This window comes from Escherichia sp. WS1118, assembly GCF_046487695.1.
Taxonomy (GTDB): Bacteria; Pseudomonadota; Gammaproteobacteria; order Enterobacterales; family Enterobacteriaceae; genus Escherichia; species Escherichia coli.
The window spans coordinates 21,579-45,559 of the sequence record NZ_JBJQIZ010000002.1; the positions used below are offsets into that span (position 1 = coordinate 21,579).

A 23,981-nucleotide genomic window follows, 5' to 3' on the forward strand; every position below is an offset into this window, starting at 1 on the left:
CTGGTTCTGCACATTTGTGCAAATACGCTTTCTCACCGCTTGATCTGATATAACCCCATCATGATGGCCTTTCAAAGCGATTTTTCACTCTTTGCATGGGGGAAAATAGCGCTTTCTCTTGCACATTTGTTTCTCTGCGTAGTAGTCATCAGCACAGGTGTGCAGCGATGCGTAATTTGTTGATTATTCTTATTTTGCCAGGCAAATTTGCATCGTACTTCCGGAGACACTTTTGTGATAAAAGGCGTGGCAGATCACATTTAATTTCGACGTTGCCGCATAACCCTGTTTTTCCCCGCTAAGAGGTACGGTATATTCCGCGTTTTACAGGAGAATTTATGCTGCCCGACTCATCAGTCCGTTTAAATAAATACATCAGCGAAAGCGGAATTTGCTCACGCCGCGAAGCGGATCGCTATATCGAGCAAGGCAATGTGTTCCTTAATGGCAAGCGAGCCACCATTGGCGATCAGGTGAAACCCGGCGACGTTGTGAAAGTAAACGGTCAGTTGATTGAGCCTCGGGAATCCGAAGATTTGGTACTTATCGCCCTGAACAAGCCCGTCGGTATTGTCAGCACCACCGAAGATGGCGAGCGCGATAACATTGTCGATTTCGTTAACCACAGCAAACGCGTGTTCCCGATTGGCCGCCTGGATAAAGATTCCCAGGGGCTGATTTTCCTCACCAATCACGGCGATCTGGTGAATAAGATCCTCCGTGCGGGTAACGATCATGAGAAAGAGTATCTGGTGACGGTTGATAAACCGATTACCGATGAATTTATTCGTGGTATGGGGGCGGGAGTACCGATCCTCGGGACGGTAACTAAAAAGTGCAAAGTCAAAAAAGAAGCACCGTTTGTCTTCCGCATTACCCTGGTGCAGGGGCTGAACCGTCAGATTCGTCGCATGTGCGAGCACTTTGGTTACGAAGTGAAAAAGCTGGAACGTACGCGCATTATGAACGTCAGCTTAAGCGGCATTCCGCTGGGTGAGTGGCGCGATTTAACCGACGATGAGTTAATCGATCTCTTTAAGCTCATTGAAAATTCCTCTTCCGAGGCAAAACCTAAAGCGAAGGCCAAACCGAAAACGGTAGGCATCAAACGTCCAGTCGTTAAGATGGAAAAAACGGCGGAAAAAGGCGGTCGCCCGGCGTCCAACGGTAAGCGTTTTACCTCGCCGGGGCGTAAAAAGAAGGGGCGTTAATCAGCGCCTGCCGCGCGTCGACGTATTTGCTGACCAGCTAAATGACGCCTCAGGATCCGGTTTATAAGCCTGCTTTTTCTTCAATTGGCGGGCTTTTTTCGCTTCAGCCTCACGCTCGACCATTAATTTATCGATGTACTCTTTCTTAATGCTGTTAGTTTCGGAGTTGGTCAGTACGCGACCATGCGCAATCCGCGCCCGATCCAGCAGTGTTTTAAGTTCACGCTGCTCGCGTTCAGTCATCTCTTTTTGGGTAATACGGGGGAGTGCCATGATGGTGCCCTCAGTGAGCCAGAGAGTTCAGTGTACGGGAATTCGTTTGCGAGCAGAACTGATAATATTCATTTTGCCTTCTCTTAACTATTTATCTCTTTCGATAATTAGTTAGAGATGCGGATAAAAAATTAAAGGCAATTATTCTCCGATAAAGACGCTGGTTAACAGGGAATAGACTCGTTTATTTATGGGCATAATGACAAGAAAAACAATACGGCCCGAAATAATGTCTTCCGGGCCATACTGTGTTTACTCAAACAAATTAAAATGCAGCTTCTGCACTACCTGCTCGGCATCTTCGCCGGGCACCAGGAAGCACAGGTTATGGCTGGATGCGCCGTAACAAATCATGCGAATGTTGAATGGTTCCAGTACGCCGAATACCTCTTTGCCAACGCCGCAGGCTTTTGACAGGTCATTGCCAATCAACGCGACCAGCGCCAGATCCTCTTCCACTTCCACCCGGCACAGTGCGGAAAGCTCCATCAGCAGGGATTGCGTCAGCAACGTATCGCCAGTGGAGGTTGAACCGGTGGTATCAAGGGTTAATGCCACACTCACTTCTGACGTGGTGATTAAGTCTACCGAAATATTATGCCGCGCGAGGATGCCGAAAACTTCCGCGAGGAAACCGCGAGAATGCAGCATATTCAGGCTGTGCAAAGTGAGCAGAGTCTGATTGCGACGAAGCGCCAGCGCGCGGAACAGCGGCGGATTTTCAGTTTTATTGCACACCAGCGTACCACCTGCGCGTGGGTCTTTGCTGGAGCCGACAAAGACTGGGATATCGCTGCGTACTGCGGGTAGCAACGTTGCCGGATGCAGTACTTTTGCACCAAAAGTTGCCATCTCTGCCGCTTCGGCAAACGCGATTTCATCAATGCGTTTTGCTGCGGAAACCACGCGCGGATCGGTGGTGTAGATGCCCGGGACGTCGGTCCAGATATCAACACGAGATGCGTGTAAAGCCTCCGCCAGCAAGGCTGCCGTATAATCGCTGCCTCCACGGCCAAGCGTCGTTGTACGACCTTTATTTTCGCTGCCGATAAATCCCTGGGTGATCACTAAGCCTTCATTGAGGCGTGGAAGCAGCTGCAGCGCGGCCAGTTCCGCCAGCGCGGCTACATCTGGCTCTGCACGACCAAATCGATCGTTGGTACGCATCACTTTACGTACATCAAACCACTGTGCCTGAACATCGCGTTCGCGCAGGATCTCGACAAACAGCAGGGTCGACATCAGCTCGCCGTGGCTGACCAGTTCATCTGTCAGGGCCGGAGACGTTGCCAGCGCCGCCGCTTCTGCCAGAACGGTAATGTTCTCCAGCAGACGTTCAATCTCTTCACGGATAACGTTCGGGTAACGCAGACGTTCCAGAATGGCAAACTGGATATTGCGGATTGCGTCGAGTTTTTCGAATCGCTCGCCAGGTTCCAGTCCTTCAGCTAAAGCGACCAGTAGATTAGTGATACCAGCAGAAGCCGAGAGGACAACTAAACGTACGTTGGCATCAGAAAGCACAATATCAGCGCTGCGGTTCATGGCGTCAAAATCAGCTACGCTGGTACCGCCAAATTTGGAGACAACAATTTCAGACATAACTACCTCGTGTCAGGGGATCCATTTTCAGCCTTGGCACAAGGGAAGAGCGGAAGACGGGTGGGCGCAGAGCGATACTTCGCTACTATTTTCACCCAGAAGTGCTCCACCACTTGCGAAACGCCCGACTGCGAACGCTTCTGGTGACAACCCAGGGGATTCAGCCCCTGTAGCCGATGATGAACGTAGCCAGCCGTTCAATCACCTCGGCGATGCACCCCCTCAGGTGTTATCACAGGACTGGCTCCTCCAACACCGTTACTTGGGCAACGCGCCTCTTCTGGCCTGCGCTAGCGCAGGTAGTACATTTATAAATAAAGGGTGAGCGGGGCGGTTGTCAACGATGGGGTCATGCGGATTTTTCATCCACTCCTGGCGGTCAGTAGTTCAGCTAATAAATGCTTCGCTGCGCTAAGGGTTTACACTCAACATTACGCAACGGCACTAAAACCATCACATTTTTCTGTGACTGGCGCTACAATCTTCCAAAGTCACAATTCTCAAAATCAGAAGAGTATTGCTAATGAAAAACATCAATCCAACGCAGACCGCTGCCTGGCAGGCACTACAGAAACACTTCGATGAAATGAAAGACGTTACGATCGCCGATCTTTTTGCTAAAGACGGCGATCGTTTTTCTAAGTTCTCCGCAACCTTCGACGATCAGATGCTGGTGGATTACTCCAAAAACCGCATCACTGAAGAGACGCTGGCGAAATTACAAGATCTGGCGAAAGAGTGCGATCTGGCGGGCGCGATTAAGTCGATGTTCTCTGGCGAGAAGATCAACCGCACTGAAAACCGCGCCGTACTGCACGTAGCGCTGCGTAACCGTAGCAATACCCCGATTCTGGTTGATGGCAAAGATGTTATGCCGGAAGTCAACGCGGTGCTGGAGAAGATGAAAACCTTCTCGGAAGCGATTATTTCCGGTGAGTGGAAAGGCTATACCGGCAAGGCAATCACTGACGTAGTGAACATCGGGATCGGCGGTTCTGACCTCGGCCCGTACATGGTGACTGAAGCACTGCGTCCATACAAAAACCACCTGAACATGCACTTTGTTTCTAACGTCGATGGGACTCACATCGCGGAAGTGCTGAAAAAAGTAAACCCGGAAACCACGCTGTTCCTGGTAGCATCTAAAACCTTCACCACTCAGGAAACCATGACCAACGCCCACAGCGCGCGTGACTGGTTCCTGAAAGCGGCAGGTGATGAGAAGCACGTTGCGAAACACTTTGCGGCGCTTTCTACCAACGCCAAAGCCGTTGGCGAGTTTGGTATTGATACTGCCAACATGTTCGAATTCTGGGACTGGGTCGGCGGTCGTTACTCTTTGTGGTCAGCGATTGGCCTGTCGATTGTTCTCTCCATCGGCTTTGATAACTTCGTTGAACTGCTTTCTGGCGCACACGCGATGGACAAGCATTTCTCCACCACGCCTGCCGAGAAAAACCTGCCTGTACTGCTGGCGCTGATTGGCATCTGGTACAACAATTTCTTTGGCGCGGAAACTGAAGCGATTCTGCCGTATGACCAGTATATGCACCGTTTCGCGGCGTACTTCCAGCAGGGCAATATGGAATCCAACGGTAAGTATGTTGACCGTAACGGTAAGGTTGTGGATTACCAGACTGGCCCGATTATCTGGGGTGAACCTGGCACGAACGGTCAGCACGCGTTCTATCAGCTGATCCACCAGGGAACCAAAATGGTACCGTGCGATTTCATCGCTCCGGCTATCACCCATAACCCGCTCTCTGATCATCACCAGAAACTGCTGTCTAACTTCTTTGCTCAGACCGAAGCGCTGGCGTTTGGTAAATCCCGCGAAGTGGTTGAGCAGGAATATCGCGATCAGGGTAAAGATCCGGCAACGCTTGACTACGTGGTGCCGTTCAAAGTGTTCGAAGGTAACCGCCCGACTAACTCCATCCTGCTGCGTGAAATCACTCCGTTCAGCCTGGGTGCGTTGATTGCGCTGTATGAGCACAAAATCTTTACTCAGGGCGTGATCCTGAACATCTTCACCTTCGACCAGTGGGGCGTGGAGCTGGGTAAACAACTGGCGAACCGTATTCTGCCAGAGCTGAAAGATGACAAAGAAATCAGCAGCCACGATAGCTCGACCAATGGTCTGATTAACCGCTATAAAGCGTGGCGCGGTTAATCATTGTCGATATGTAGGCCGGATAAGGCGTTCACGCCGCATCCGGCAACCGATGCCTGATGCGACGCGGTCGCGTCTTATCAGGCCTACAGGTCGATGCCGATATGTACATCGTATTCGGCAATTAATACATAGTACGATTGATTAAATAGCCTTAAAAACAATGCCGACGTTATGTCGGCATTTTTTATCAGATAAATCCCCTTGTCTGTGATTTAACGGAAATCATACCGTGAGGTTAATCCTAAAATAGATTTTTAATCGTGATTGATTTCGGAAAATACGCAGATTAATTACTTTTATTTTTATTTTAAGCTTATGATTTTTAGTGCTATTTATATATAAGCTGAAGCTTATATTTGATATTCATTCCAATTATCCTAAAACCCCATCACTAATTCCCCGCGCCGTAATTCGCATGCTTTAGTTGTGTATACTCGATCCCGCCCGAAATGTTTTTGGGTAAATCTCCATTCATTCAATGAAGGGAAATTGTTATGAAAAAAGTTCTGTATGGCATTTTTGCCATATCTGCGCTTGCGGCGACTTCTGCGTGGGCTGCACCTGTACAGGTGGGCGAAGCGGCAGGATCGGCAGCAACGTCGGTTTCGGCGGGGAGTTCCTCCGCGACCAGCGTCAGCACCGTAAGCTCGGCGGTGGGTGTCGCGCTCGCGGCAACCGGTGGCGGTGATGGTTCTAATACCGGGACCACCACAACCACGACCACCAGTACCCAGTAATAAAGTATGTATCCCCAAAATAATTCGAGTTGCAGGAAGGCGACAAGCGAGTGAGTCCCCGGGAGCATAGATAACTATGTGACCGGGGTGAACGAGTGCGGTCACCGCATCTGCAGCTTGAAGTATGAAGGGGATTAACCATAACCACACTCCGGTGTGGTTATTCTGCCCCTCTGGAGAAGAGTCGTGAAGCGACCTGCACTCATTCTTATCTGCCTGCTATTACAGGCCTGTTCAGCCACGACTAAAGAGCTGGGCAATTCACTATGGGACAGTCTGTTCGGTACGCCAGGCGTACAGCTGACGGACGATGATATTCAAAATATGCCCTACGCCAGCCAGTACATGCAGCTTAATGGCGGGCCGCAGTTATTTGTGGTGCTGGCCTTCGCTGAAGACGGACAACAAAAATGGGTCACTCAGGATCAGGCCACTCTCGTCACACAACATGGTCGTCTGGTGAAGACTTTGCTTGGTGGCGACAACCTGATTGAAGTGAATAACCTTGCCACTGACCCGCTGATTAAACCCGCACAAATTGTTGATGGTGCAACATGGACGCGCACGATGGGCTGGACCGAGTACCAGCAGGTACGCTACGCCACCGCACGCTCAGTCTTCAAATGGGATGGCACCGATACCGTCAAAGTCGGCAGCGATGAAACCCCGGTTCGCGTGCTGGACGAAGAAGTCTCCACCGACCAGGCGCGCTGGCATAACCGCTATTGGATCGACAGCGAAGGGCAAATTCGCCAGTCGGAACAGTATCTCGGCGCGGATTACTTCCCGGTGAAAACCACTCTCATCAAGGCGGCAAAACAATGATTAAACAAACTATTGTCGCATTGATTTTGAGTGTGGGGGCGTCATCGGTCTTCGCGGCGGGAACCGTCAAGGTATTCAGCAATGGCAGCAGTGAGGCCAAAACGCTGACGGGTGCAGAGCATTTAATCGATCTGGTAGGCCAACCACGGCTGGCAAACAGTTGGTGGCCCGGTGCGGTGATTAGCGAAGAGCTGGCAACGGCGGCAGCATTGCGTCAGCAGCAGGCGTTGCTGACACGGCTGGCAGAACTGGCTGCAGATTCCAGCGCCGACGATGCCGCCGCGATTAACGCCTTACGCCAGCAAATTCAGGCGTTGAAAGTGACGGGCAGGCAAAAAATCAATCTTGATCCTGATATCGTCCGCGTTGCCGAACGCGGTAACCCGCCGTTGCAGGGCAACTACACGCTGTGGGTCGGAACGCCGCCGTCCACGGTCACGTTGTTCGGGCTTATCAGTCGTCCTGGCAAGCAGTCATTCACTCCAGGTCGCGACGTGGCGAGCTATCTCTCTGACCAGAGCCTGCTCAGCGGTGCGGATCGCAGCTACGCGTGGGTGGTTTACCCGGACGGACGCACGCAAAAAGCGCCGGTGGCTTACTGGAACAAGCGTCACGTAGAGCCGATGCCCGGCAGCATTATTTATGTTGGCCTCGCGGACTCCGTCTGGAGTGAGACACCTGATGCCCTTAACGCCGACATTCTTCAGACTCTGACGCAGCGGATACCCCAATAATGAAAAAAAGACATCTGCTTAGCTTACTGGCGCTGGGTATTAGCACAGCTTGCTACGGCGAAACATATCCTGCGCCCATTGGTCCGTCGCAATCGGATTTCGGTGGCGTAGGATTATTACAAACGCCCACCGCGCGCATGGCGCGGGAAGGGGAGCTGAGCCTGAACTATCGCGATAATGATCAGTACCGTTATTACTCAGCTTCAGTGCAACTCTTCCCGTGGCTGGAAACAACGCTGCGCTACACCGACGTGCGCACCCGGCAGTACAGCAGCGTCGAAGCGTTCTCTGGCGATCAAACGTATAAAGATAAAGCCTTCGATCTCAAACTGCGTTTGTGGGAAGAGAGTTATTGGCTGCCGCAAGTGGCGGTTGGTGCGCGGGATATCGGCGGTACGGGGCTGTTTGATGCGGAATATCTTGTTGCCAGCAAAGCCTGGGGGCCGTTCGATTTTACACTCGGCCTGGGCTGGGGATATCTGGGCACCAGCGGTAACGTGAAAAATCCGCTCTGTTCAGCCAGTGATAAATATTGCTATCGCGATAACAGCTACAAACAGGCGGGATCTATCGACGGCAGCCAGATGTTCCACGGCCCGGCCTCACTGTTTGGCGGCGTGGAATACCAGACGCCCTGGCAACCGCTGCGCCTGAAACTGGAGTATGAAGGCAATAATTATCAGCAGGATTTTGCCGGAAAGCTGGAGCAAAAAAGTAAGTTTAACGTCGGGGCGATTTATCGCGTTACCGATTGGGCCGACGTTAACCTTAGCTATGAACGTGGCAACACTTTTATGTTTGGCGTCACGCTGCGCACCAACTTTAACGATCTGCGCCCGTCTTACAACGATAACGCCCGCCCGCAATATCAACCGCAGCCGCAGGATGCCATTTTGCAGCATTCGGTGGTGGCGAATCAGTTAACGCTGTTGAAATACAATGCAGGACTTGCCGATCCGCAGATCCAAGCGAAAGGCGATACGCTGTATGTTACCGGCGAGCAGGTGAAATATCGTGATCCGCGCGAAGGGAGCATCCGTGCTAATCGGATCGTGATGAACGATCTACCGGATGGGATCAAAACGATCCGCATTACGGAAAATCGCCTTAACATGCCGCAGGTGACGACGGAAACCGATGTCGCCAGCCTGAAAAATCATCTCGCCGGAGAGCCGTTGGGCCACGAAACGAAGCTGGCGCAAAAACGCGTCGAGCCAGTGGTTCCGAAGTCCACCGAGCAGGGCTGGTATATCGACAAATCGCGCTTTGATTTCCATATCGATCCGGTGCTGAACCAGTCGGTCGGTGGCCCGGAAAACTTTTACATGTATCAGCTGGGCGTGATGGGAACGGCGGATTTGTGGCTGACGGACCATCTGCTGACCACCGGCAGCCTGTTTGCTAACCTTGCCAACAACTACGACAAGTTTAACTACACCAATCCACCGCAGGACTCGCACTTACCGCGCGTGCGTACCCATGTGCGCGAGTATGTGCAGAACGATGTCTATGTGAATAACCTGCAAGCCAACTACTTCCAGCATCTGGGCAACGGCTTCTACGGTCAGGTCTACGGAGGTTATCTCGAAACCATGTTTGGCGGTGCGGGGGCAGAAGTGTTGTATCGCCCGCTGGACAGCAACTGGGCGTTTGGTGTGGATGCCAACTACGTTAAACAGCGCGACTGGCGTAGTGCAAAAGATATGATGAAATTCACCGACTACAGCGTGAAAACCGGACATCTGACCGCCTACTGGACGCCATCTTTCGCTCAGGATGTGTTAGTGAAAGCGAGCGTCGGGCAGTATCTGGCAGGGGATAAAGGCGGCACGCTGGAGATCGCCAAACGCTTTGATAGCGGCGTGGTGGTGGGTGGCTATGCCACGATCACCAACGTTTCGAAAGAGGAGTACGGCGAAGGGGACTTCACCAAAGGCGTGTATGTCTCTGTACCGCTGGATCTCTTCTCGTCTGGCCCGACACGCAGCCGTGCGGCAATTGGCTGGACGCCGCTGACGCGTGACGGTGGTCAGCAACTTGGGCGTAAGTTCCAGTTGTATGATATGACCAGCGACCGTAGCGTCAATTTCCGCTAAGTCATGGGAAAGGTGCCAGTTTTCGCACTCACTGGCACCTTCATTCTTAATGGCCTGTCGAGCCATCAGGAACGCAGTTCACCCCCGGTTTGCGATCTGGTGTGTAAAGGCGAAAACATTCTGTCTTCCTGTCCGTCGATATCGGTTGCAGGTCTGGTTGCCTGAGCGACTGGGCCATCATTGGGCTGGAGACATTGCTTTGCGGTAGGTCGGTTTTATCAGCAGTATCGAGCGGACCAGCATAAGCAGGAAGAACAGAGACTGATAACATCAAAGCAGCAAAATAAGGCTTCATTTTTACCACCTTTATCAGGTTACGTTTCATTTGTTCCAGAGGAACATTGTCGATTTTTCGCGCATTGCTGGTGGCTGGGAATCACCTGAATGGGTGATTTTTTTGGGCTGTGTGTTTTGCCAGATGCGACGTTGATGGGAGATGCCCACTTAATTGAGCTGAACAAAACATACACAAAAAATATAGATCTCCGTCACATTTTTGCGTTATACAGGAAGCTCGCCACTATGAAGGAGGTACTGCTATGACGTCACTCTCTCGTCCGCGCGTGGAGTTTATCTCCACCATTTTGCAGACCGTACTCAATCTTGGCCTGTTGTGCCTCGGCCTGATTTTGGTTGTCTTCCTCGGCAAAGAAACGGTGCATCTGGCTGATGTGCTGTTCGCGCCAGAACAAACCAGTAAATATGAGCTGGTAGAAGGGCTGGTGGTTTATTTTCTCTATTTCGAATTTATCGCGCTGATTGTGAAGTACTTTCAGTCCGGTTTTCACTTCCCGCTACGTTACTTTGTCTATATTGGGATCACCGCCATTGTGCGCTTGATCATCGTCGATCATAAATCGCCACTGGATGTGTTGATCTACTCGGCAGCGATCCTGTTACTGGTGATCACCCTGTGGCTGTGTAATTCGAAACGGCTGAAGCGGGAGTAAAAAAAGGCGCTCCGTGGAGCGCCGAATAACAGTCACAAGTTGGGATAACGTAAGTTGAGGGTGCAGCGGCATAACATTGGCAGAACAACATCTTTAACCTTTCACACCACCTGCCGTCAGGCCGTTGACCAGCCAGCGTTGAGCCAGCAAGAAGACGATGGTGATCGGTAATGCAGACATCACGGCAGCGGCGGCAAAGTCACCCCACAGGTAGTTTTGCGGGTTGAGGTATTGCTGCATCCCCACAGCCAGGGTGTAGCTGTTTACGTCACGCAGTAATAGCGACGCGACCGGAACTTCAGTAATGGCAGCGATAAACGACAGGATGAACACAACCGCCAGAATCGGTACTGACAGCGGCAACAGGACAAGGCGGAAGGCCTGCCACGGTGTTGCACCATCCAGCGCCGCCGCTTCTTCCAGCGAACTGTCGATGGTTTCGAAATAACCTTTGATGGTCCAGACATGCAGCGCAATCCCACCCAGATACGCGAAAATTACGCCGCCGTGAGTATTCAGGCCAATGAATGGAATGTACTCACCCAGACGATCAAACAACGCATACAACGCGACCAGTGAAAGTACTGCCGGGAACATCTGGAAAATCAGCATTCCTTTCAGCAGCGTCGCTTTGCCTGGAAAGCGCATACGGGCGAAAGCGTAGGCGCAGGTGGTGGAGAGCGCCACAATGCCAATCGCGGAAATCCCGGCGACCTTTACCGAGTTCCACAGCCACAGCAGTACCGGGAATGGCGGTGGCGTAATGCGACCATCAGCCTGTTCCACGCTAAAACCTAACGCCAGTTTCCAGTGATCCCAGGAGATTTGCTCCGGGATCAGACTACCGGTCGCGAAGTTCCCCTGACGCAGCGAGATGGCGACGACCATCAGCAGCGGGAACATAATTGCCGCGATAAAAAGTAGCAGTAGCAGGTGAGTAATAAACAAACGTGCTTTTTGCGATTTCGGTTGGACCATTGCCATTTTTGTTATCTCCCTTAATCAAACTTCATTCGCGTGGCTTTCAGGTTCACTATCGCCAGCGCGCCCACCAGCAGGAAGATCAGCGTGGCAATTGCTGCTGCCAGACCGAAGTCCTGACCCCCGCCGCCTTCAAAAGCGATACGGTAGGTGTAGTTAACAAGCAGGTCGGTATAACCGGCTGGCGTGGTCGTGCCAAGACGATCCGGGCCGCCGTTGGTTAACAGTTGAATCAGCACGAAGTTGTTAAAGTTAAATGCAAAGCTGGCGATCATCAGCGGCGTCAGCGGTTTAATCAGCAGCGGCAGCGTAATCTTAAAGAAGTTCTGGAATGGACCTGCGCCATCCATTGCTGAGGCTTCATACAAATCGTCCGGAATCGCTTTCAGCAAGCCCATGCAGAGGATCATCATGTACGGATAACCCAGCCAGGTGTTGACGATAATCAGCATCGTGCGGGCGGTGGTCGGATCGCTGAACCAGGCGGGCTTCACGCCAAACAGCGCGCTCAACATCATGTTGATTTCACCGAAACTCTGGTTAAACAACCCTTTGAAAATCAAGATTGAAATGAACGATGGCACCGCGTAGGGCAGAATCAGCAGGACGCGATAGACCGCTTTGCCGCGCAACGCTTCCCACTGCACCAGACACGCCAGAACCATGCCGACCGCCACCGTTAAAAAGACAGTGATCAGCGAGAACACCACGGTCCAGACGAAAATGGCGAGGAACGGTTTCTGAATGCCTTCGTCGGTAAAGACGCGGGTAAAGTTTTTCCAGCCGGTGGTCACGGTGTAACCGGGGCTTAGCTTTTCATCCCCCCAGTTACCGTCGGCGGTAATGGATTGGTAAAAACCAATTTGGTTATTCGGCCGATATTTCACGCCGCTCTGGTTATTCGTCAACGTGCCGTCACCGTCGAGTGTGTAGAGCGGCTGCGTGCCAGAAAACTGGCGCAGGGAGCTCATCATCACTTTGTTGCCATCCGGCAGAATGGCGGTAATGTCACTCAGTGCCTGACGATTCTGGGTAATTACGCGCAGATTCGCGCGTTCGCCTTCGGGCTGGGCGGTCGTTTCTTTCAGTTGCAGTTTTTGCTCGCCGCCAAATTTAAAAGCGTCGGAGAGGTAATTTTTGCCGGTTTCGCCGTCGCTGAGCGCCAGTTGCCACTCATCGCCCGCCGGATAAAGACCAAAATTATAGATTTTGCCTGCTTGCCAGGAGCGATCTAGCAACACTTCCTGCGCACGTTCAAAAGTCAGCTGGTTAGTGCTGCTGTAGTTGGTGAAGGCAATGGCGATGGTGCAGACCAGAGGGAAGAGGACGAATAATCCCATTCCAGCCATTCCCGGGTAAACATAGCGCCAGGCGTAGGCTTTACGATTGGCGAAAATATACAGCCCCGCTGAGCTCAATATCAGCGTGGTAATGGCGAACAGGTATTCCCCTTGTGCGTACATTAAAACAACAAGGTAACCCACCAGCAGGCCGAGCAGACCTAACACTGACCATTTCAGCGCGTCGCTTTGCCACCAATGTTTCTTTTTAATGACATCCATGGGGTTCTTCCTCATTCCAGGACGGATAAGGCTTTCATACCTTATCCGACAACAACTGCCTGATGCGACGCTGACGCGTCTTATCAGGCCTACATACGTTTCAATTTCGTAGGCCGGATAAGGCGTTTACGCCGCATCCGGCATTTCACAGCATTACTTGGTGATACGAGTCTGTGCATCTTTCAGCGCAGCATCCACAGTTTGACGACCGCTGGCGGCGTTGATCACCGCAGTACGCACGGCATACCAGAAAGCGGACATCTGCGGGATGTTCGGCATAATTTCACCTTTCTGAGCGTTATCCATGGTGGCGGCAATACGTGGATCTTTCGCAAGTTCATCCTGATAGGACTTCAGCGCTACTGCACCCAGCGGTTTGTCTTTATTGACCGCTTCCAGACCTTCGTCAGTCAGCAGATAGTTTTCGAGGAACTCTTTCGCCAGCTCTTTGTTCGGACTGGCGGCGTTAATACCTGCGCTCAGCACGCCAACGAACGGTTTAGATGGTTGACCTTTGAAGGTCGGCAGTACCGTTACACCATAATTCACTTTACTGGTGTCGATGTTGGACCATGCCCACGGGCCGTTGATAGTCATCGCTGTTTCGCCTTTATTAAAGGCAGCTTCTGCGATGGAGTAATCGGTGTCTGCATTCATGTGTTTGTTTTTAATCAGATCAACCAGGAAGGTCAGACCCGCTTTCGCGCCAGCGTTATCCACGCCTACGTCTTTAATGTCGTACTTGCCGTTTTCATACTTGAACGCATAACCCCCGTCAGCCGCAATTAGCGGCCAGGTGAAGTATGGTTCTTGCAGGTTGAACATCAGCGCGCTCTTACCTTTCGCTTTCAGTTCTTTATCCAGCGCCGGGATCTCTTCCCAGGTTTTTGGCGGGTTCGGTAGCAGATCTTTGTTATAAATCAGTGATAACGCTTCGACAGCGATCGGGTAAGCAATCAGCTTGCCGTTGTAACGTACGGCATCCCAGGTAAACGGATACAGCTTGTCCTGGAACGCTTTGTCCGGGGTGATTTCAGCCAACAGGCCAGATTGAGCGTAACCACCAAAGCGGTCGTGCGCCCAGAAGATAATGTCAGGGCCATCGCCAGTTGCCGCAACCTGAGGGAATTTCTCTTCCAGTTTATCCGGATGCTCAACGGTGACTTTAATTCCGGTATCTTTCTCGAATTTCTTACCGACTTCAGCGAGACCGTTATAGCCTTTATCGCCGTTAATCCAGATTACCAGTTTACCTTCTTCGATTTTGGCGAGAGCCGAGGCGGAAAACATCATCGTCGTTAATGCGGATAATGCGAGGATGCGTGCACCTGTTTTTATTTTCATAATCTATGGTCCTTGTTGGTGAAGTGCTCGTGAAAACACCTAAACGGACTCTAGTTTCTTTATACGGCAACCTCTTTCCATCCTCCTTGCCCCTACGCCCCATCGTTGCTTTGTGTGATCTCTGTTACAGAATTGGCGGTAATGTGGAGATGCGCACATAAAATCGCCATGATTTTTGCAAGCAACATCACGAAATTCCTTACATGACCTCGGTTTAGTTCACAGAAGCCGCGTTCTCATCCTCCCGCCTCCTCCCCCATAAAAAAGCCAGGGGGTGGAGGATTTAAGCCATCTCCTGATGACGCATAGTCAGCCCATCATGAATGTTGCTGTCGATGACAGGTTGTTACAAAGGGAGAAGGGCATGGCGAGCGTACAGCTGCAAAATGTAACGAAAGCCTGGGGCGAGGTCGTGGTATCGAAAGATATCAATCTCGATATCCATGAAGGTGAATTCGTGGTGTTTGTCGGACCGTCTGGCTGCGGTAAATCGACTTTACTGCGCATGATTGCCGGGCTTGAGACGATCACCAGCGGCGACCTGTTCATCGGTGAGAAACGGATGAATGACACTCCGCCTGCAGAACGCGGCGTTGGTATGGTGTTTCAGTCTTACGCGCTCTATCCCCACCTGTCAGTAGCAGAAAACATGTCATTTGGCCTGAAACTGGCTGGCGCGAAAAAAGAAGTGATTAACCAGCGAGTTAACCAGGTTGCGGAAGTGCTGCAACTGGCGCATTTGCTGGATCGCAAACCGAAAGCGCTCTCCGGTGGTCAGCGTCAGCGTGTGGCGATTGGCCGTACGCTGGTGGCCGAGCCAAGCGTATTTTTGCTCGATGAACCGCTCTCCAACCTCGATGCTGCACTGCGTGTGCAAATGCGTATCGAAATCTCCCGTCTGCATAAACGCCTGGGCCGCACAATGATTTACGTCACCCACGATCAGGTCGAAGCGATGACGCTGGCCGACAAAATCGTGGTGCTGGACGCTGGTCGCGTGGCGCAGGTTGGGAAACCGCTGGAGCTGTATCACTATCCGGCAGACCGTTTTGTCGCCGGATTTATCGGTTCGCCAAAGATGAACTTCCTGCCAGTAAAAGTGACCTCCACCGCAATCGATCAAGTGCAGGTGGAGCTGCCGATGCCAAATCGTCAGCAAGTCTGGCTACCTGTTGAAAGCCGTGATGTCCAGGTGGGAGCCAATATGTCGCTGGGTATTCGCCCGGAACATCTACTGCCGAGTGATATCGCTGACGTCATCCTTGAGGGTGAAGTTCAGGTCGTCGAGCAACTCGGCAACGAAACCCAAATCCATATCCAGATCCCTTCCATTCGTCAAAACCTGGTGTACCGCCAGAACGACGTGGTGTTGGTAGAAGAAGGTGCCACATTCGCTATCGGCCTGCCGCCAGAGCGTTGCCATCTGTTCCGTGAGGATGGCACTGCATGTCGTCGACTGCATAAGGAGCCGGGCGTTTAAGCACCCCACAAAACACACAAAGCCTGTCACAGGTGATGTGAAAAAAGAAAAGCAATGACTCAGGAGATAGAATGATGATTACTCTGCGCAAACTTCCTCTGGCGGTTGCCGTCGCAGCGGGCGTAATGTCTGCTCAGGCAATGGCTGTTGATTTCCACGGCTATGCACGTTCCGGTATTGGCTGGACAGGTAGCGGCGGCGAACAACAGTGTTTCCAGACTACCGGTGCTCAAAGTAAATACCGTCTTGGCAACGAATGTGAAACTTATGCTGAATTAAAATTGGGTCAGGAAGTGTGGAAAGAGGGCGATAAGAGCTTCTATTTCGACACTAACGTGGCCTATTCCGTCGCGCAACAGAATGACTGGGAAGCTACCGATCCGGCCTTCCGTGAAGCAAACGTGCAGGGTAAAAACCTGATCGAATGGCTGCCAGGCTCCACCATCTGGGCAGGTAAGCGCTTCTACCAACGTCATGACGTTCATATGATCGACTTCTACTACTGGGATATTTCTGGTCCTGGTGCCGGTCTGGAAAACATCGATGTTGGCTTCGGTAAACTCTCTCTGGCAGCAACCCGCTCCTCTGAAGCGGGTGGTTCTTCCTCTTTCGCCAGCAACAATATTTATGACTATACCAACGAAACCGCGAACGACGTTTTCGATGTGCGTTTAGCGCAGATGGAAATCAACCCGGGCGGCACATTAGAACTGGGTGTCGACTACGGTCGTGCCAACCTGCGTGATAACTATCGTCTGGTTGATGGCGCATCGAAAGACGGCTGGTTATTCACTGCTGAACATACTCAGAGTGTCCTGAAGGGTTTTAACAAGTTTGTTGTTCAGTACGCTACTGACTCGATGACCTCGCAGGGTAAAGGTCTGTCGCAGGGTTCTGGCGTCGCGTTTGATAACGAAAAATTTGCCTACAATATCAACAACAACGGTCACATGCTGCGTATCCTCGACCACGGTGCGATCTCCATGGGCGACAACTGGGACATGATGTACGTGGGTATGTACCAGGATATCAACTGGGATAACGACAACGGCACCAAGTGGTGGACCGTCGGTATTCGCCCGATGTACAAGTGGACGCCAATCATGAGCACCGTGATGGAAATCGGCTACGACAACGTCGAATCCCAGCGCACCGGCGACAAGAACAATCAGTACAAAATTACCCTTGCACAACAATGGCAGGCTGGCGACAGCATCTGGTCACGCCCGGCTATTCGTGTCTTCGCAACCTACGCCAAGTGGGATGAGAAATGGGGTTATGACTACACCGGTAGCTCTTCAACCAACCCATACTACGGCAAGGCTGTGTCGGCTGATTTCAACGGCGGTAGCTTCGGTCGTGGCGACAGCGACGAGTGGACCTTCGGTGCCCAGATGGAAATCTGGTGGTAATAGCAAAACCTGGGCCGGATAAGGTGCTTGCGCCGCATCCGGCAACCAATGCCTGATGCGACGCTGTTGCGTCTTATCAGGCCTACAACCGCTGCCGAAAGTAGGCCGGATAAGGCGTTTACGCCGCATCCGGCATAAAAACAGCTTTAAGGGGCGAAAGCCCCTCTGATTATCGGGTTTAGCGCGCTATTGCCTGGCTACCGCTGAGCTCCAGATTTTGAGGTGAAAACAATGAAAATGAATAAAAGTCTCATCGCTCTCTGTTTATCAGCAGGGTTGCTGGCAAGCGCACCTGGAATCAGCCTTGCCGATGTTAACTACGTACCGCAAAACACCAGCGACGCGCCAGCCATTCCATCTGCCGCGCTGCAACAACTCACCTGGACACCGGTCGATCAATCTAAAACCCAGACTACTCAACTGTCGACCGGCGGCCAACAACTGAATGTCCCTGGCATCAGTGGTCCGGTTGCTGCGTACAGCGTCCCGGCAAACATTGGTGAACTGACACTGACGCTGACCAGCGAAGTGAACAAACAAACCAGCGTATTTGCGCCGAATGTGCTGATTCTTGATCAGAACATGACCCCATCAGCCTTCTTCCCCAGCAGTTATTTCACCTACCAGGAACCCGGCGTGATGAGTGCAGATCGGCTGGAAGGCGTTATGCGCCTGACACCGGCGTTGGGGCAGCAAAAACTTTATGTTCTGGTCTTTACCACGGAAAAAGATCTCCAGCAGACGACTCAACTGCTCGATCCGGCTAAAGCCTATGCCAAAGGCGTCGGTAACTCGATCCCGGATATTCCCGATCCGGTTGCTCGTCATACCACCGATGGCTTACTGAAACTGAAAGTGAAAACGAACTCCAGCTCCAGCGTGTTGGTAGGACCACTATTTGGTTCTTCCGCTCCAGCTCCGGTTACGGTAGGCAACACGGCGGCACCAGCTGTGGCTGCACCCGCTCCGGCACCGGTGAAGAAAAGCGAGCCGATGCTCAACGACACGGAAAGTTATTTTAATACCGCGATCAAAAACGCTGTCGCGAAAGGTGATGTTGATAAGGCGTTAAAACTGCTTGATGAAGCTGAACGCCTGGGGTCGACATCTGCCCGTTCCACCTTTATCAGCAGTGTAAAAGGCAAGGGGTAATTACGCCCCACAGTGCTGATTTTGCAACAACTGGTGCGTCTCCTGGCGCACCTTTTTTTCTCCTCCTGTACTATTGTTGCGTTTTTGTTGCGCATTAGTTCACTTAATTTGCTTTACATCTCCCGTAAATATTTTTCTGCGATACAATGCCTTTACGTTATGTAACGGAGAGTTCGGCATGTCACACCCCGCGTTAACGCAACTGCGTGCGCTGCGCTATTTTACAGAGATCCCTGCCCTGGAGCCGCAACTGCTCGACTGGCTGTTGCTGGAAGATTCCATGACAAAACGTTTTGAACAGCAGGGAAAAACGGTGAGCGTGACGATGATTCGCGAAGGGTTTGTCGAGCAGAATGAAATCCCCGAAGAACTGCCACTGCTGCCGAAAGAGTCTCGTTACTGGTTACGTGAAATTTTGTTATGTGCCGATGGTGAACCGTGGCTTGCCGGTCGTACCGTCGTTCCTGTGTCAACGTTAAGCGGGCCGGAGCTGGCGTTACAAAAATTAGGTAAAACGCCGTTAGGACGCTATCTGTTCACATCATCGACATTAACCCGGGACTTTATTGAGATAGGCCGTGATGCCGGACTGTGGGGGCGACGTTCCCGCCTGCGATTAAGCGGTAAACCGCTGTTGCTAACAGAACTGTTTTTACCGGCGTCACCGTTGTACTAAGAGGAAAAAAATATGGAGTGGAGTCTGACGCAGAATAAGCTGCTGGCGTTTCATCGCTTAATGCGTACGGATAAGCCAATTGGCGCGTTACTGCTGCTCTGGCCAACATTATGGGCGTTGTGGGTGGCGACACCGGGCGTTCCCCAGCTCTGGATCCTGGCGGTGTTTGTCGCGGGCGTCTGGCTGATGCGCGCTGCTGGTTGCGTGGTGAATGATTATGCTGACCGCAAGTTTGATGGTCATGTTAAGCGCACGGCGAACCGACCACTTCCCAGCGGCGCGGTAACGGAGAAAGAGGCGCGCGCGCTGTTTGTAGTGCTGGTACTGATTTCATTTTTACTGGTGCTGACGCTGAATACGATGACTATTCTGTTGTCGATTGCCGCGCTGGCGCTGGCGTGGGTGTACCCGTTTATGAAGCGGTATACCCATCTACCGCAAGTGGTGCTGGGCGCGGCGTTTGGCTGGTCGATTCCAATGGCTTTTGCCGCTGTGAGTGAGTCGGTGCCATTGAGTTGCTGGTTAATGTTCCTCGCCAATATTCTCTGGGCGGTGGCTTACGACACGCAGTATGCGATGGTTGACCGCGATGATGATGTGAAGATTGGCATTAAATCCACCGCAATCCTGTTCGGCCAATACGATAAATTGATTATTGGTATTTTGCAGATTGGCGTACTAGCGCTGATGGCGATCATCGGTGAGTTAAATGGCTTAGGCTGGGGATATTACTGGTCAATTCTGGTAGCTGGCGCGCTGTTTGTTTATCAACAAAAACTGATTGCCAACCGCGAGCGTGAAGCCTGCTTTAAAGCATTTATGAATAATAACTATGTTGGTCTGGTACTGTTTTTAGGGCTGGCAATGAGTTACTGGCATTTCTGATGATGTAAAAAAGCCGGATGATCATCCGGCTTTCTTCTGGGTTGCCTGATGCGCTGCGCTTCTCAGGCCTACACAACATATCGCAATTTATTGAATTTGCAGATCATGGTAGGCCGAATAAGGCGTTTGCGTCGCATCCGGCAATTCTCACTGATTACCCTTCGCCCTGCGTCGCACTCTCAATCGTCAAACGCACGTCTGATGTAATCAACTCCGCCAGCAACTGATACACCTTCATCGTTTCTGCCGGTTCGGCGTCGCCGCTATCGCTGATATACCCTTCATCACGCAGTGTCAGCACCAGAGAACTGAACACCGCCTTGTCGAAGAACTCCGGCGCGTTGATACCGTGCAGCACGGAGAGACGTTGCGCGACGGTGCGGCTCTCTTTCTCCAGCGTACCGCGGTTGATCGACGGGTTGGCACTCAACAGCCAGAAGGTGATGGCATAACGTTGCAGCGTTTCGCGCGCGCCTGCGGCCAGCAGCTGTAGCGTGCGAGAATGCGCCGGGTTGATATGCAACTCATCATCTTGCAGGGTAATCAGCCCCTGACGTTGCATCTCATTTGCCAGTGCATCAATAACGTCCGGCAACTCGTCGCGATCCCAGCGCAGGAACAGCTCCGCTTTCAGCATTGGGTAAAGCACATTGACGTGCTCCATCAATACGTCGCGGGAGATGTGGCGATGCTGGGTGACAATTGCCGCCATCAGCGAAGGCAGCACCAACATATGCGCAATGTTGTTGCGATAGTAGGTCATCAGCACCGCTTGCTCGCGGGGCAGAATGATGATGTCGCCGATCGTGTCTTTCTCAACTTCAAACTTGTTCATTTGCAGCGCGTGATCGATAAGCTCGCTGGCGCTGGCTGAAGGAACGGTAGCGTCCGTGGAGTAAGGCACGTTGCGCATCAGATCCAGGTAGCAGTTGAGTTGCTCGGTTAACTGCTCGCGGGTGAGTGAGCGCTGACGTGATGCCAGTAGCGCAGTACAGCACAGGTTCATGGCGTTTGCCGCGCCTGCGTTGTTAATGCGTACCATCAGATCGGCAGCAATATTATTGACCGTCGGCGTTAACCATGCCGGACGCACCGCTTCGATGGGATCGATAGATTCACGCCAGTCTGGTACGTGCTGGTTAAGGTAGGTCATCAACGGCATTGGTTCACCGAAATTGACGTAACCCTGGCCGAGATTACGCAGCTTGCTTAAACCGCGCAGCATCTGCGGCAGGCTCTCTTTCTCTTTCGTCGCGCCGCGCAGTTCTTTGGCGTAAGTACCCACTTCCATGACGTGCTCATAACCGATATAGATCGGAATCAGCGTAATCGGACGCGTGCCGCCACGCAGCATCGCCTGAATGGTCATCGACAGCGTACCGGTTTTCGGATCCAGCAAACGCCCCGTGCGGGAACGACCGCCTTCCACGAAGTACTCGACGGAATAACCACGGCTGAACAGTTCGCCGAGATACTCACGGAAAACGGTGGAATAAAGTTTATTGCCTTTAAAAGTACGGCGAATAAAGAACGCCCCCAGACGGCGGAAAATCGGCCCGGCCGGCCAGAAGTTTAGGTTGATCCCGGCGGCGATATGCGGCGGCACCAGCCCCTGGTGATACAGCACGTAAGAAAGTAGCAGGTAGTCCATGTGACTGCGGTGGCAAGGCACATACACCAGCTCATGACCGTCGTGGGCCAGCTGGCGAACGCGCTCGGCGTTATGGACGTTGATGCCCTGATAAAGTCGGTTCCAGGTGAAGCCCAGAATGCGGTCAGTCAGGCGGATCATCTCGTAAGAGAAATTCGCCGCAATCTCTTCCATCAGCGCAATCGCGTTCTGCTGCGCTTTTTCATGGGAGATTTTTTTGCTGCGCGCTTCATCTTCTACCGCTTTGGCAATGGCGCGGGAGGCGAGCAGCTTATTAAACAGATCCTGACGAGCAGGCAGACGTGGTCCTACGGCAGCCAGACGTTGACGGGCAAAGTGCATACGCGCCACGCGCGCCAGTTTCTGCGCGATAGTTTTATCCGTGCCGTGTTCATCCGCCATACGGCGCAGCGAAACTGACGGCGAGAAACGCACAAAACTGTCGCGACCGAGCCACAGTACAGCGAAAAATTTCTGTACGCCGTTAAGCATACGCAGCGGCGGGTTCACTTCGCCTTTTTCACGCCCCGGCGCGCGACCAAACATCACCGACACTGGCACCATCTGCACATCCAGATTTGGGTTACTGCGGTGCAAATCGAGATAGTCGTGGAACAGCTTAATAGACTCTTCTTTCGGCGTGTAATAGGTGAATACACGCGGCCCGCCGTGAATGAACACATAGCGCGGCAGTAGCGTGCCGTCGATTTCCAGCGGCTCTAACGGGTCAGGCAGGTCATGTGCCAGACACTGGGCGCGCAACGTCAGCAAGTCTGCTTTCGAGTTGTACGGTAAAACGTACATAATTGGACGAGAGGTATCCAGCCCCAGTTCCGGGGCAGGATCTGCCGGAATAGACTTGCTTTTTACCAGGATGCTTAATGGTAAATTCAGTAATTTGTAGTAAATTCGTGGCCAGCCGGACATAAACGATGTAAAGCCTCTGGTTAATAATGCAAATGCGCGGCAAGGATAGCAGAAAGTCATGGGAAATTCTGTGGTATCCGCTCATGTTTCGCGCGGCGTTACGCAAACCCGAATCATCGGATTTAACGGTACACTGATATTGACGCTCATAATGTAAAAAGGTTCTTTCAATGGCCAATAATACCACTGGATTCATCCGAATTATTAAAGCTGCTGGCTATTCCTGGAAAGGTTTACGCGCTGCATGGATCAACGAAGCGGCATTCCGTCAGGAAGGCGTAGCGGTATTGTTAGCGGTGGTTATCGCCTGCTGGCTGGATGTGGACGCGATTACCCGCGTGCTGCTTATCAGCTCCGTGATGCTGGTGATGATTGTGGAAATTCTCAATAGCGCCATCGAAGCTGTGGTTGACCGAATTGGCTCTGAATACCATGAGCTTTCCGGACGCGCTAAAGATATGGGATCCGCCGCAGTGCTGATTGCGATTATCGTCGCCGTGATTACCTGGTGCATCCTGTTATGGTCGCATTTTGGATAACCCTTCCAGATTTCGATAAATCTCTGGTTTATTGTGCAGTTTATGGTTCCAAAATCGCCTTTTGCTGTATATACTCACAGCATAACTGTATATACACCCAGGGGGCGGAATGAAAGCGTTAACGGCCAGGCAACAAGAGGTGTTTGATCTCATCCGTGATCACATCAGCCAGACAGGTATGCCGCCGACGCGTGCGGAAATCGCGCAGCGTTTGGGGTTCCGTTCCCCAAACGCGGCTGAAGAACATCTGAAGGCGCTGGCACGCAAAGGCGTTATTGAAATTGTTTCCGGCGCATCACGCGGGATTCGTTTATTGCAGGAAGAGGAAGAAGGGTTGCCGCTGGTAGGTCGTGTGGCTGCCGGTGAACCGCTTCTGGCGCAACAGCATATTGAAGGTCATTATCAGGTCGATCCTTCCTTGTTCAAGCCGAATGCTGATTTCCTGCTGCGTGTCAGCGGGATGTCGATGAAAGATATCGGCATTATGGATGGCGATTTGCTGGCAGTGCATAAAACTCAGGATGTACGTAACGGTCAGGTCGTTGTCGCACGTATTGATGACGAAGTTACCGTTAAGCGCCTGAAAAAACAGGGCAATAAAGTCGAACTGTTGCCAGAAAACAGCGAGTTTAAACCAATTGTCGTTGACCTTCGTCAGCAGAGCTTCACCATTGAAGGGCTGGCGGTTGGGGTTATTCGCAACGGCGACTGGCTGTAACATATCTCTGAGACCGCGATGCCGCCTGGTATCGCGGTTTGTTTTTCATC

The 23,981-nt window shown here is 52.1% G+C and carries 21 protein-coding genes and 1 riboswitch; of the genes, 14 read left to right on the top strand and 7 right to left on the bottom strand.

From position 1 onward, the window contains the following. Nucleotides 1–338 precede the first annotated feature (338 nt). Nucleotides 339–1,211 (top strand): 23S rRNA pseudouridine(2604) synthase RluF, encoded by an 873-nt coding sequence (gene rluF, locus ACJHYO_RS03570; protein WP_000936385.1) that lies wholly within the window; start codon nucleotides 339–341, stop codon nucleotides 1,209–1,211. On the opposite strand, the gene ACJHYO_RS03575 is transcribed toward rluF, so the two are convergent. Both ACJHYO_RS03575 and lysC read right to left on the bottom strand, forming a co-directional pair. Then, nucleotides 1,212–1,484, bottom strand: coding sequence for a DUF3811 domain-containing protein (locus tag ACJHYO_RS03575; RefSeq protein ID WP_001207638.1), 273 nt, complete (start codon nucleotides 1,482–1,484; stop codon nucleotides 1,212–1,214). 252 nt (nucleotides 1,485–1,736) lie between these two features. Further along, on the bottom strand, nucleotides 1,737–3,086 hold the full coding sequence (gene lysC / locus ACJHYO_RS03580; protein ID WP_085455634.1) for a lysine-sensitive aspartokinase 3: 1,350 nt from the start codon (nucleotides 3,084–3,086) through the stop codon (nucleotides 1,737–1,739). Between the two features lie 91 nt (nucleotides 3,087–3,177). Then, nucleotides 3,178–3,374, bottom strand: a riboswitch (Lysine riboswitch). A gap of 235 nt (nucleotides 3,375–3,609) precedes the next feature. On the opposite strand from lysC, the gene pgi reads away from it, so the two are divergent. The 5 genes from pgi to ACJHYO_RS03605 all read left to right on the top strand — a co-directional run bounded on the left by pgi (nucleotide 3,610) and on the right by ACJHYO_RS03605 (nucleotide 9,654). Continuing rightward, nucleotides 3,610–5,259: a glucose-6-phosphate isomerase gene (gene pgi / locus ACJHYO_RS03585; RefSeq protein WP_000789981.1), complete on the top strand. Its 1,650-nt coding sequence runs from the start codon at nucleotides 3,610–3,612 to the stop codon at nucleotides 5,257–5,259. A gap of 497 nt (nucleotides 5,260–5,756) precedes the next feature. Then, nucleotides 5,757–5,999, top strand: a complete 243-nt coding sequence (gene yjbE, locus ACJHYO_RS03590; RefSeq protein ID WP_000757333.1) for an exopolysaccharide production protein YjbE — start codon at nucleotides 5,757–5,759, stop codon at nucleotides 5,997–5,999. Nucleotides 6,000–6,185: 186 nt separating this feature from the next. Then, complete coding sequence (locus ACJHYO_RS03595; RefSeq protein ID WP_001363004.1) at nucleotides 6,186–6,824, top strand: YjbF family lipoprotein; 639 nt, start codon at nucleotides 6,186–6,188, stop codon at nucleotides 6,822–6,824. Continuing rightward, nucleotides 6,821–7,558 carry a capsule biosynthesis GfcC family protein gene (locus ACJHYO_RS03600; protein ID WP_000595524.1) on the top strand — a complete coding sequence of 246 codons (738 nt, stop codon included), beginning with the start codon at nucleotides 6,821–6,823 and terminating at the stop codon, nucleotides 7,556–7,558. The genes ACJHYO_RS03595 and ACJHYO_RS03600 overlap by 4 nt, the downstream gene beginning before the upstream one ends. Next, a complete protein-coding gene (locus ACJHYO_RS03605) occupies nucleotides 7,558–9,654 on the top strand; it encodes a YjbH domain-containing protein (RefSeq protein ID WP_000745760.1) in 2,097 nt (698 codons plus the stop codon). The genes ACJHYO_RS03600 and ACJHYO_RS03605 overlap by 1 nt, the downstream gene beginning before the upstream one ends. 46 nt (nucleotides 9,655–9,700) lie before the next feature. Here ACJHYO_RS03605 and ACJHYO_RS03610 read toward each other — a convergent pair whose 3' ends face one another. After that, nucleotides 9,701–9,979 carry a hypothetical protein gene (locus ACJHYO_RS03610; protein ID WP_012579033.1) on the bottom strand — a complete coding sequence of 93 codons (279 nt, stop codon included), beginning with the start codon at nucleotides 9,977–9,979 and terminating at the stop codon, nucleotides 9,701–9,703. A 214-nt stretch (nucleotides 9,980–10,193) separates the two neighbouring features. Between ACJHYO_RS03610 and psiE the strand changes: the two genes are divergently transcribed. Next, nucleotides 10,194–10,604 (top strand): phosphate-starvation-inducible protein PsiE, encoded by a 411-nt coding sequence (gene psiE / locus ACJHYO_RS03615; RefSeq protein ID WP_000202902.1) that lies wholly within the window; start codon nucleotides 10,194–10,196, stop codon nucleotides 10,602–10,604. Between the two features lie 93 nt (nucleotides 10,605–10,697). On the opposite strand, the gene malG is transcribed toward psiE, so the two are convergent. The 3 genes from malG to malE form a co-directional block, all read right to left on the bottom strand. After that, nucleotides 10,698–11,588 (bottom strand): maltose ABC transporter permease MalG, encoded by an 891-nt coding sequence (gene malG, locus ACJHYO_RS03620; RefSeq protein ID WP_001252058.1) that lies wholly within the window; start codon nucleotides 11,586–11,588, stop codon nucleotides 10,698–10,700. A 14-nt stretch (nucleotides 11,589–11,602) separates the two neighbouring features. Further along, complete coding sequence (malF, locus tag ACJHYO_RS03625; RefSeq protein ID WP_001318176.1) at nucleotides 11,603–13,147, bottom strand: maltose ABC transporter permease MalF; 1,545 nt, start codon at nucleotides 13,145–13,147, stop codon at nucleotides 11,603–11,605. A gap of 153 nt (nucleotides 13,148–13,300) precedes the next feature. Beyond that, nucleotides 13,301–14,491, bottom strand: coding sequence for a maltose/maltodextrin ABC transporter substrate-binding protein MalE (gene malE / locus ACJHYO_RS03630; RefSeq protein ID WP_000695389.1), 1,191 nt, complete (start codon nucleotides 14,489–14,491; stop codon nucleotides 13,301–13,303). 364 nt (nucleotides 14,492–14,855) lie between these two features. On the opposite strand from malE, the gene malK reads away from it, so the two are divergent. The 5 genes from malK to ubiA all read left to right on the top strand — a co-directional run bounded on the left by malK (nucleotide 14,856) and on the right by ubiA (nucleotide 20,096). Further along, the gene (gene malK / locus ACJHYO_RS03635) at nucleotides 14,856–15,971 is read left to right on the top strand and encodes a maltose/maltodextrin ABC transporter ATP-binding protein MalK (protein WP_001314343.1); all 1,116 of its coding nucleotides are present in this window, start codon (nucleotides 14,856–14,858) and stop codon (nucleotides 15,969–15,971) included. A 71-nt stretch (nucleotides 15,972–16,042) separates the two neighbouring features. Continuing rightward, nucleotides 16,043–17,383 carry a maltoporin LamB gene (gene lamB, locus ACJHYO_RS03640; protein ID WP_000973666.1) on the top strand — a complete coding sequence of 447 codons (1,341 nt, stop codon included), beginning with the start codon at nucleotides 16,043–16,045 and terminating at the stop codon, nucleotides 17,381–17,383. A 231-nt stretch (nucleotides 17,384–17,614) separates the two neighbouring features. Continuing rightward, nucleotides 17,615–18,535: a maltose operon protein MalM gene (gene malM / locus ACJHYO_RS03645; RefSeq protein WP_001298285.1), complete on the top strand. Its 921-nt coding sequence runs from the start codon at nucleotides 17,615–17,617 to the stop codon at nucleotides 18,533–18,535. 178 nt (nucleotides 18,536–18,713) lie between these two features. Continuing rightward, complete coding sequence (gene ubiC, locus ACJHYO_RS03650) at nucleotides 18,714–19,211, top strand: chorismate lyase (protein WP_000019227.1); 498 nt, start codon at nucleotides 18,714–18,716, stop codon at nucleotides 19,209–19,211. 12 nt (nucleotides 19,212–19,223) lie between these two features. Next, on the top strand, nucleotides 19,224–20,096 hold the full coding sequence (gene ubiA, locus ACJHYO_RS03655; protein WP_000455227.1) for a 4-hydroxybenzoate octaprenyltransferase: 873 nt from the start codon (nucleotides 19,224–19,226) through the stop codon (nucleotides 20,094–20,096). A gap of 154 nt (nucleotides 20,097–20,250) precedes the next feature. Here ubiA and plsB read toward each other — a convergent pair whose 3' ends face one another. After that, nucleotides 20,251–22,674 carry a glycerol-3-phosphate 1-O-acyltransferase PlsB gene (plsB, locus tag ACJHYO_RS03660; RefSeq protein ID WP_085455635.1) on the bottom strand — a complete coding sequence of 808 codons (2,424 nt, stop codon included), beginning with the start codon at nucleotides 22,672–22,674 and terminating at the stop codon, nucleotides 20,251–20,253. Between the two features lie 170 nt (nucleotides 22,675–22,844). On the opposite strand from plsB, the gene dgkA reads away from it, so the two are divergent. Both dgkA and lexA read left to right on the top strand, forming a co-directional pair. Continuing rightward, nucleotides 22,845–23,213: a diacylglycerol kinase gene (gene dgkA / locus ACJHYO_RS03665; protein ID WP_000002899.1), complete on the top strand. Its 369-nt coding sequence runs from the start codon at nucleotides 22,845–22,847 to the stop codon at nucleotides 23,211–23,213. 109 nt (nucleotides 23,214–23,322) lie between these two features. Continuing rightward, complete coding sequence (gene lexA / locus ACJHYO_RS03670) at nucleotides 23,323–23,931, top strand: transcriptional repressor LexA (protein ID WP_000646078.1); 609 nt, start codon at nucleotides 23,323–23,325, stop codon at nucleotides 23,929–23,931. Nucleotides 23,932–23,981 lie beyond the last annotated feature (50 nt).

Bases quoted from the DNA above. Each gene is read 5' to 3' on its own strand.
- ACJHYO_RS03605 (WP_000745760.1), top strand. From the start codon at position 7,558: ATGAAAAAAAGACATCTGCTTAGCTTACTGGCGCTGGGTATTAGCACA.
- ubiA (WP_000455227.1), top strand. From the start codon at position 19,224: ATGGAGTGGAGTCTGACGCAGAATAAGCTGCTGGCGTTTCATCGCTTA.
- psiE (WP_000202902.1), top strand. From the start codon at position 10,194: ATGACGTCACTCTCTCGTCCGCGCGTGGAGTTTATCTCCACCATTTTG.
- dgkA (WP_000002899.1), top strand. From the start codon at position 22,845: ATGGCCAATAATACCACTGGATTCATCCGAATTATTAAAGCTGCTGGC.
- malM (WP_001298285.1), top strand. From the start codon at position 17,615: ATGAAAATGAATAAAAGTCTCATCGCTCTCTGTTTATCAGCAGGGTTG.
- lysC (WP_085455634.1), bottom strand. From the start codon at position 3,086: ATGTCTGAAATTGTTGTCTCCAAATTTGGCGGTACCAGCGTAGCTGAT.
- ACJHYO_RS03600 (WP_000595524.1), top strand. From the start codon at position 6,821: ATGATTAAACAAACTATTGTCGCATTGATTTTGAGTGTGGGGGCGTCA.
- yjbE (WP_000757333.1), top strand. From the start codon at position 5,757: ATGAAAAAAGTTCTGTATGGCATTTTTGCCATATCTGCGCTTGCGGCG.
- malE (WP_000695389.1), bottom strand. From the start codon at position 14,491: ATGAAAATAAAAACAGGTGCACGCATCCTCGCATTATCCGCATTAACG.
- plsB (WP_085455635.1), bottom strand. From the start codon at position 22,674: ATGTCCGGCTGGCCACGAATTTACTACAAATTACTGAATTTACCATTA.
- ACJHYO_RS03575 (WP_001207638.1), bottom strand. From the start codon at position 1,484: ATGGCACTCCCCCGTATTACCCAAAAAGAGATGACTGAACGCGAGCAG.
- rluF (WP_000936385.1), top strand. From the start codon at position 339: ATGCTGCCCGACTCATCAGTCCGTTTAAATAAATACATCAGCGAAAGC.
- malK (WP_001314343.1), top strand. From the start codon at position 14,856: ATGGCGAGCGTACAGCTGCAAAATGTAACGAAAGCCTGGGGCGAGGTC.
- pgi (WP_000789981.1), top strand. From the start codon at position 3,610: ATGAAAAACATCAATCCAACGCAGACCGCTGCCTGGCAGGCACTACAG.
- lamB (WP_000973666.1), top strand. From the start codon at position 16,043: ATGATGATTACTCTGCGCAAACTTCCTCTGGCGGTTGCCGTCGCAGCG.
- lexA (WP_000646078.1), top strand. From the start codon at position 23,323: ATGAAAGCGTTAACGGCCAGGCAACAAGAGGTGTTTGATCTCATCCGT.
- malF (WP_001318176.1), bottom strand. From the start codon at position 13,147: ATGGATGTCATTAAAAAGAAACATTGGTGGCAAAGCGACGCGCTGAAA.
- malG (WP_001252058.1), bottom strand. From the start codon at position 11,588: ATGGCAATGGTCCAACCGAAATCGCAAAAAGCACGTTTGTTTATTACT.
- ACJHYO_RS03610 (WP_012579033.1), bottom strand. From the start codon at position 9,979: ATGAAACGTAACCTGATAAAGGTGGTAAAAATGAAGCCTTATTTTGCT.
- ubiC (WP_000019227.1), top strand. From the start codon at position 18,714: ATGTCACACCCCGCGTTAACGCAACTGCGTGCGCTGCGCTATTTTACA.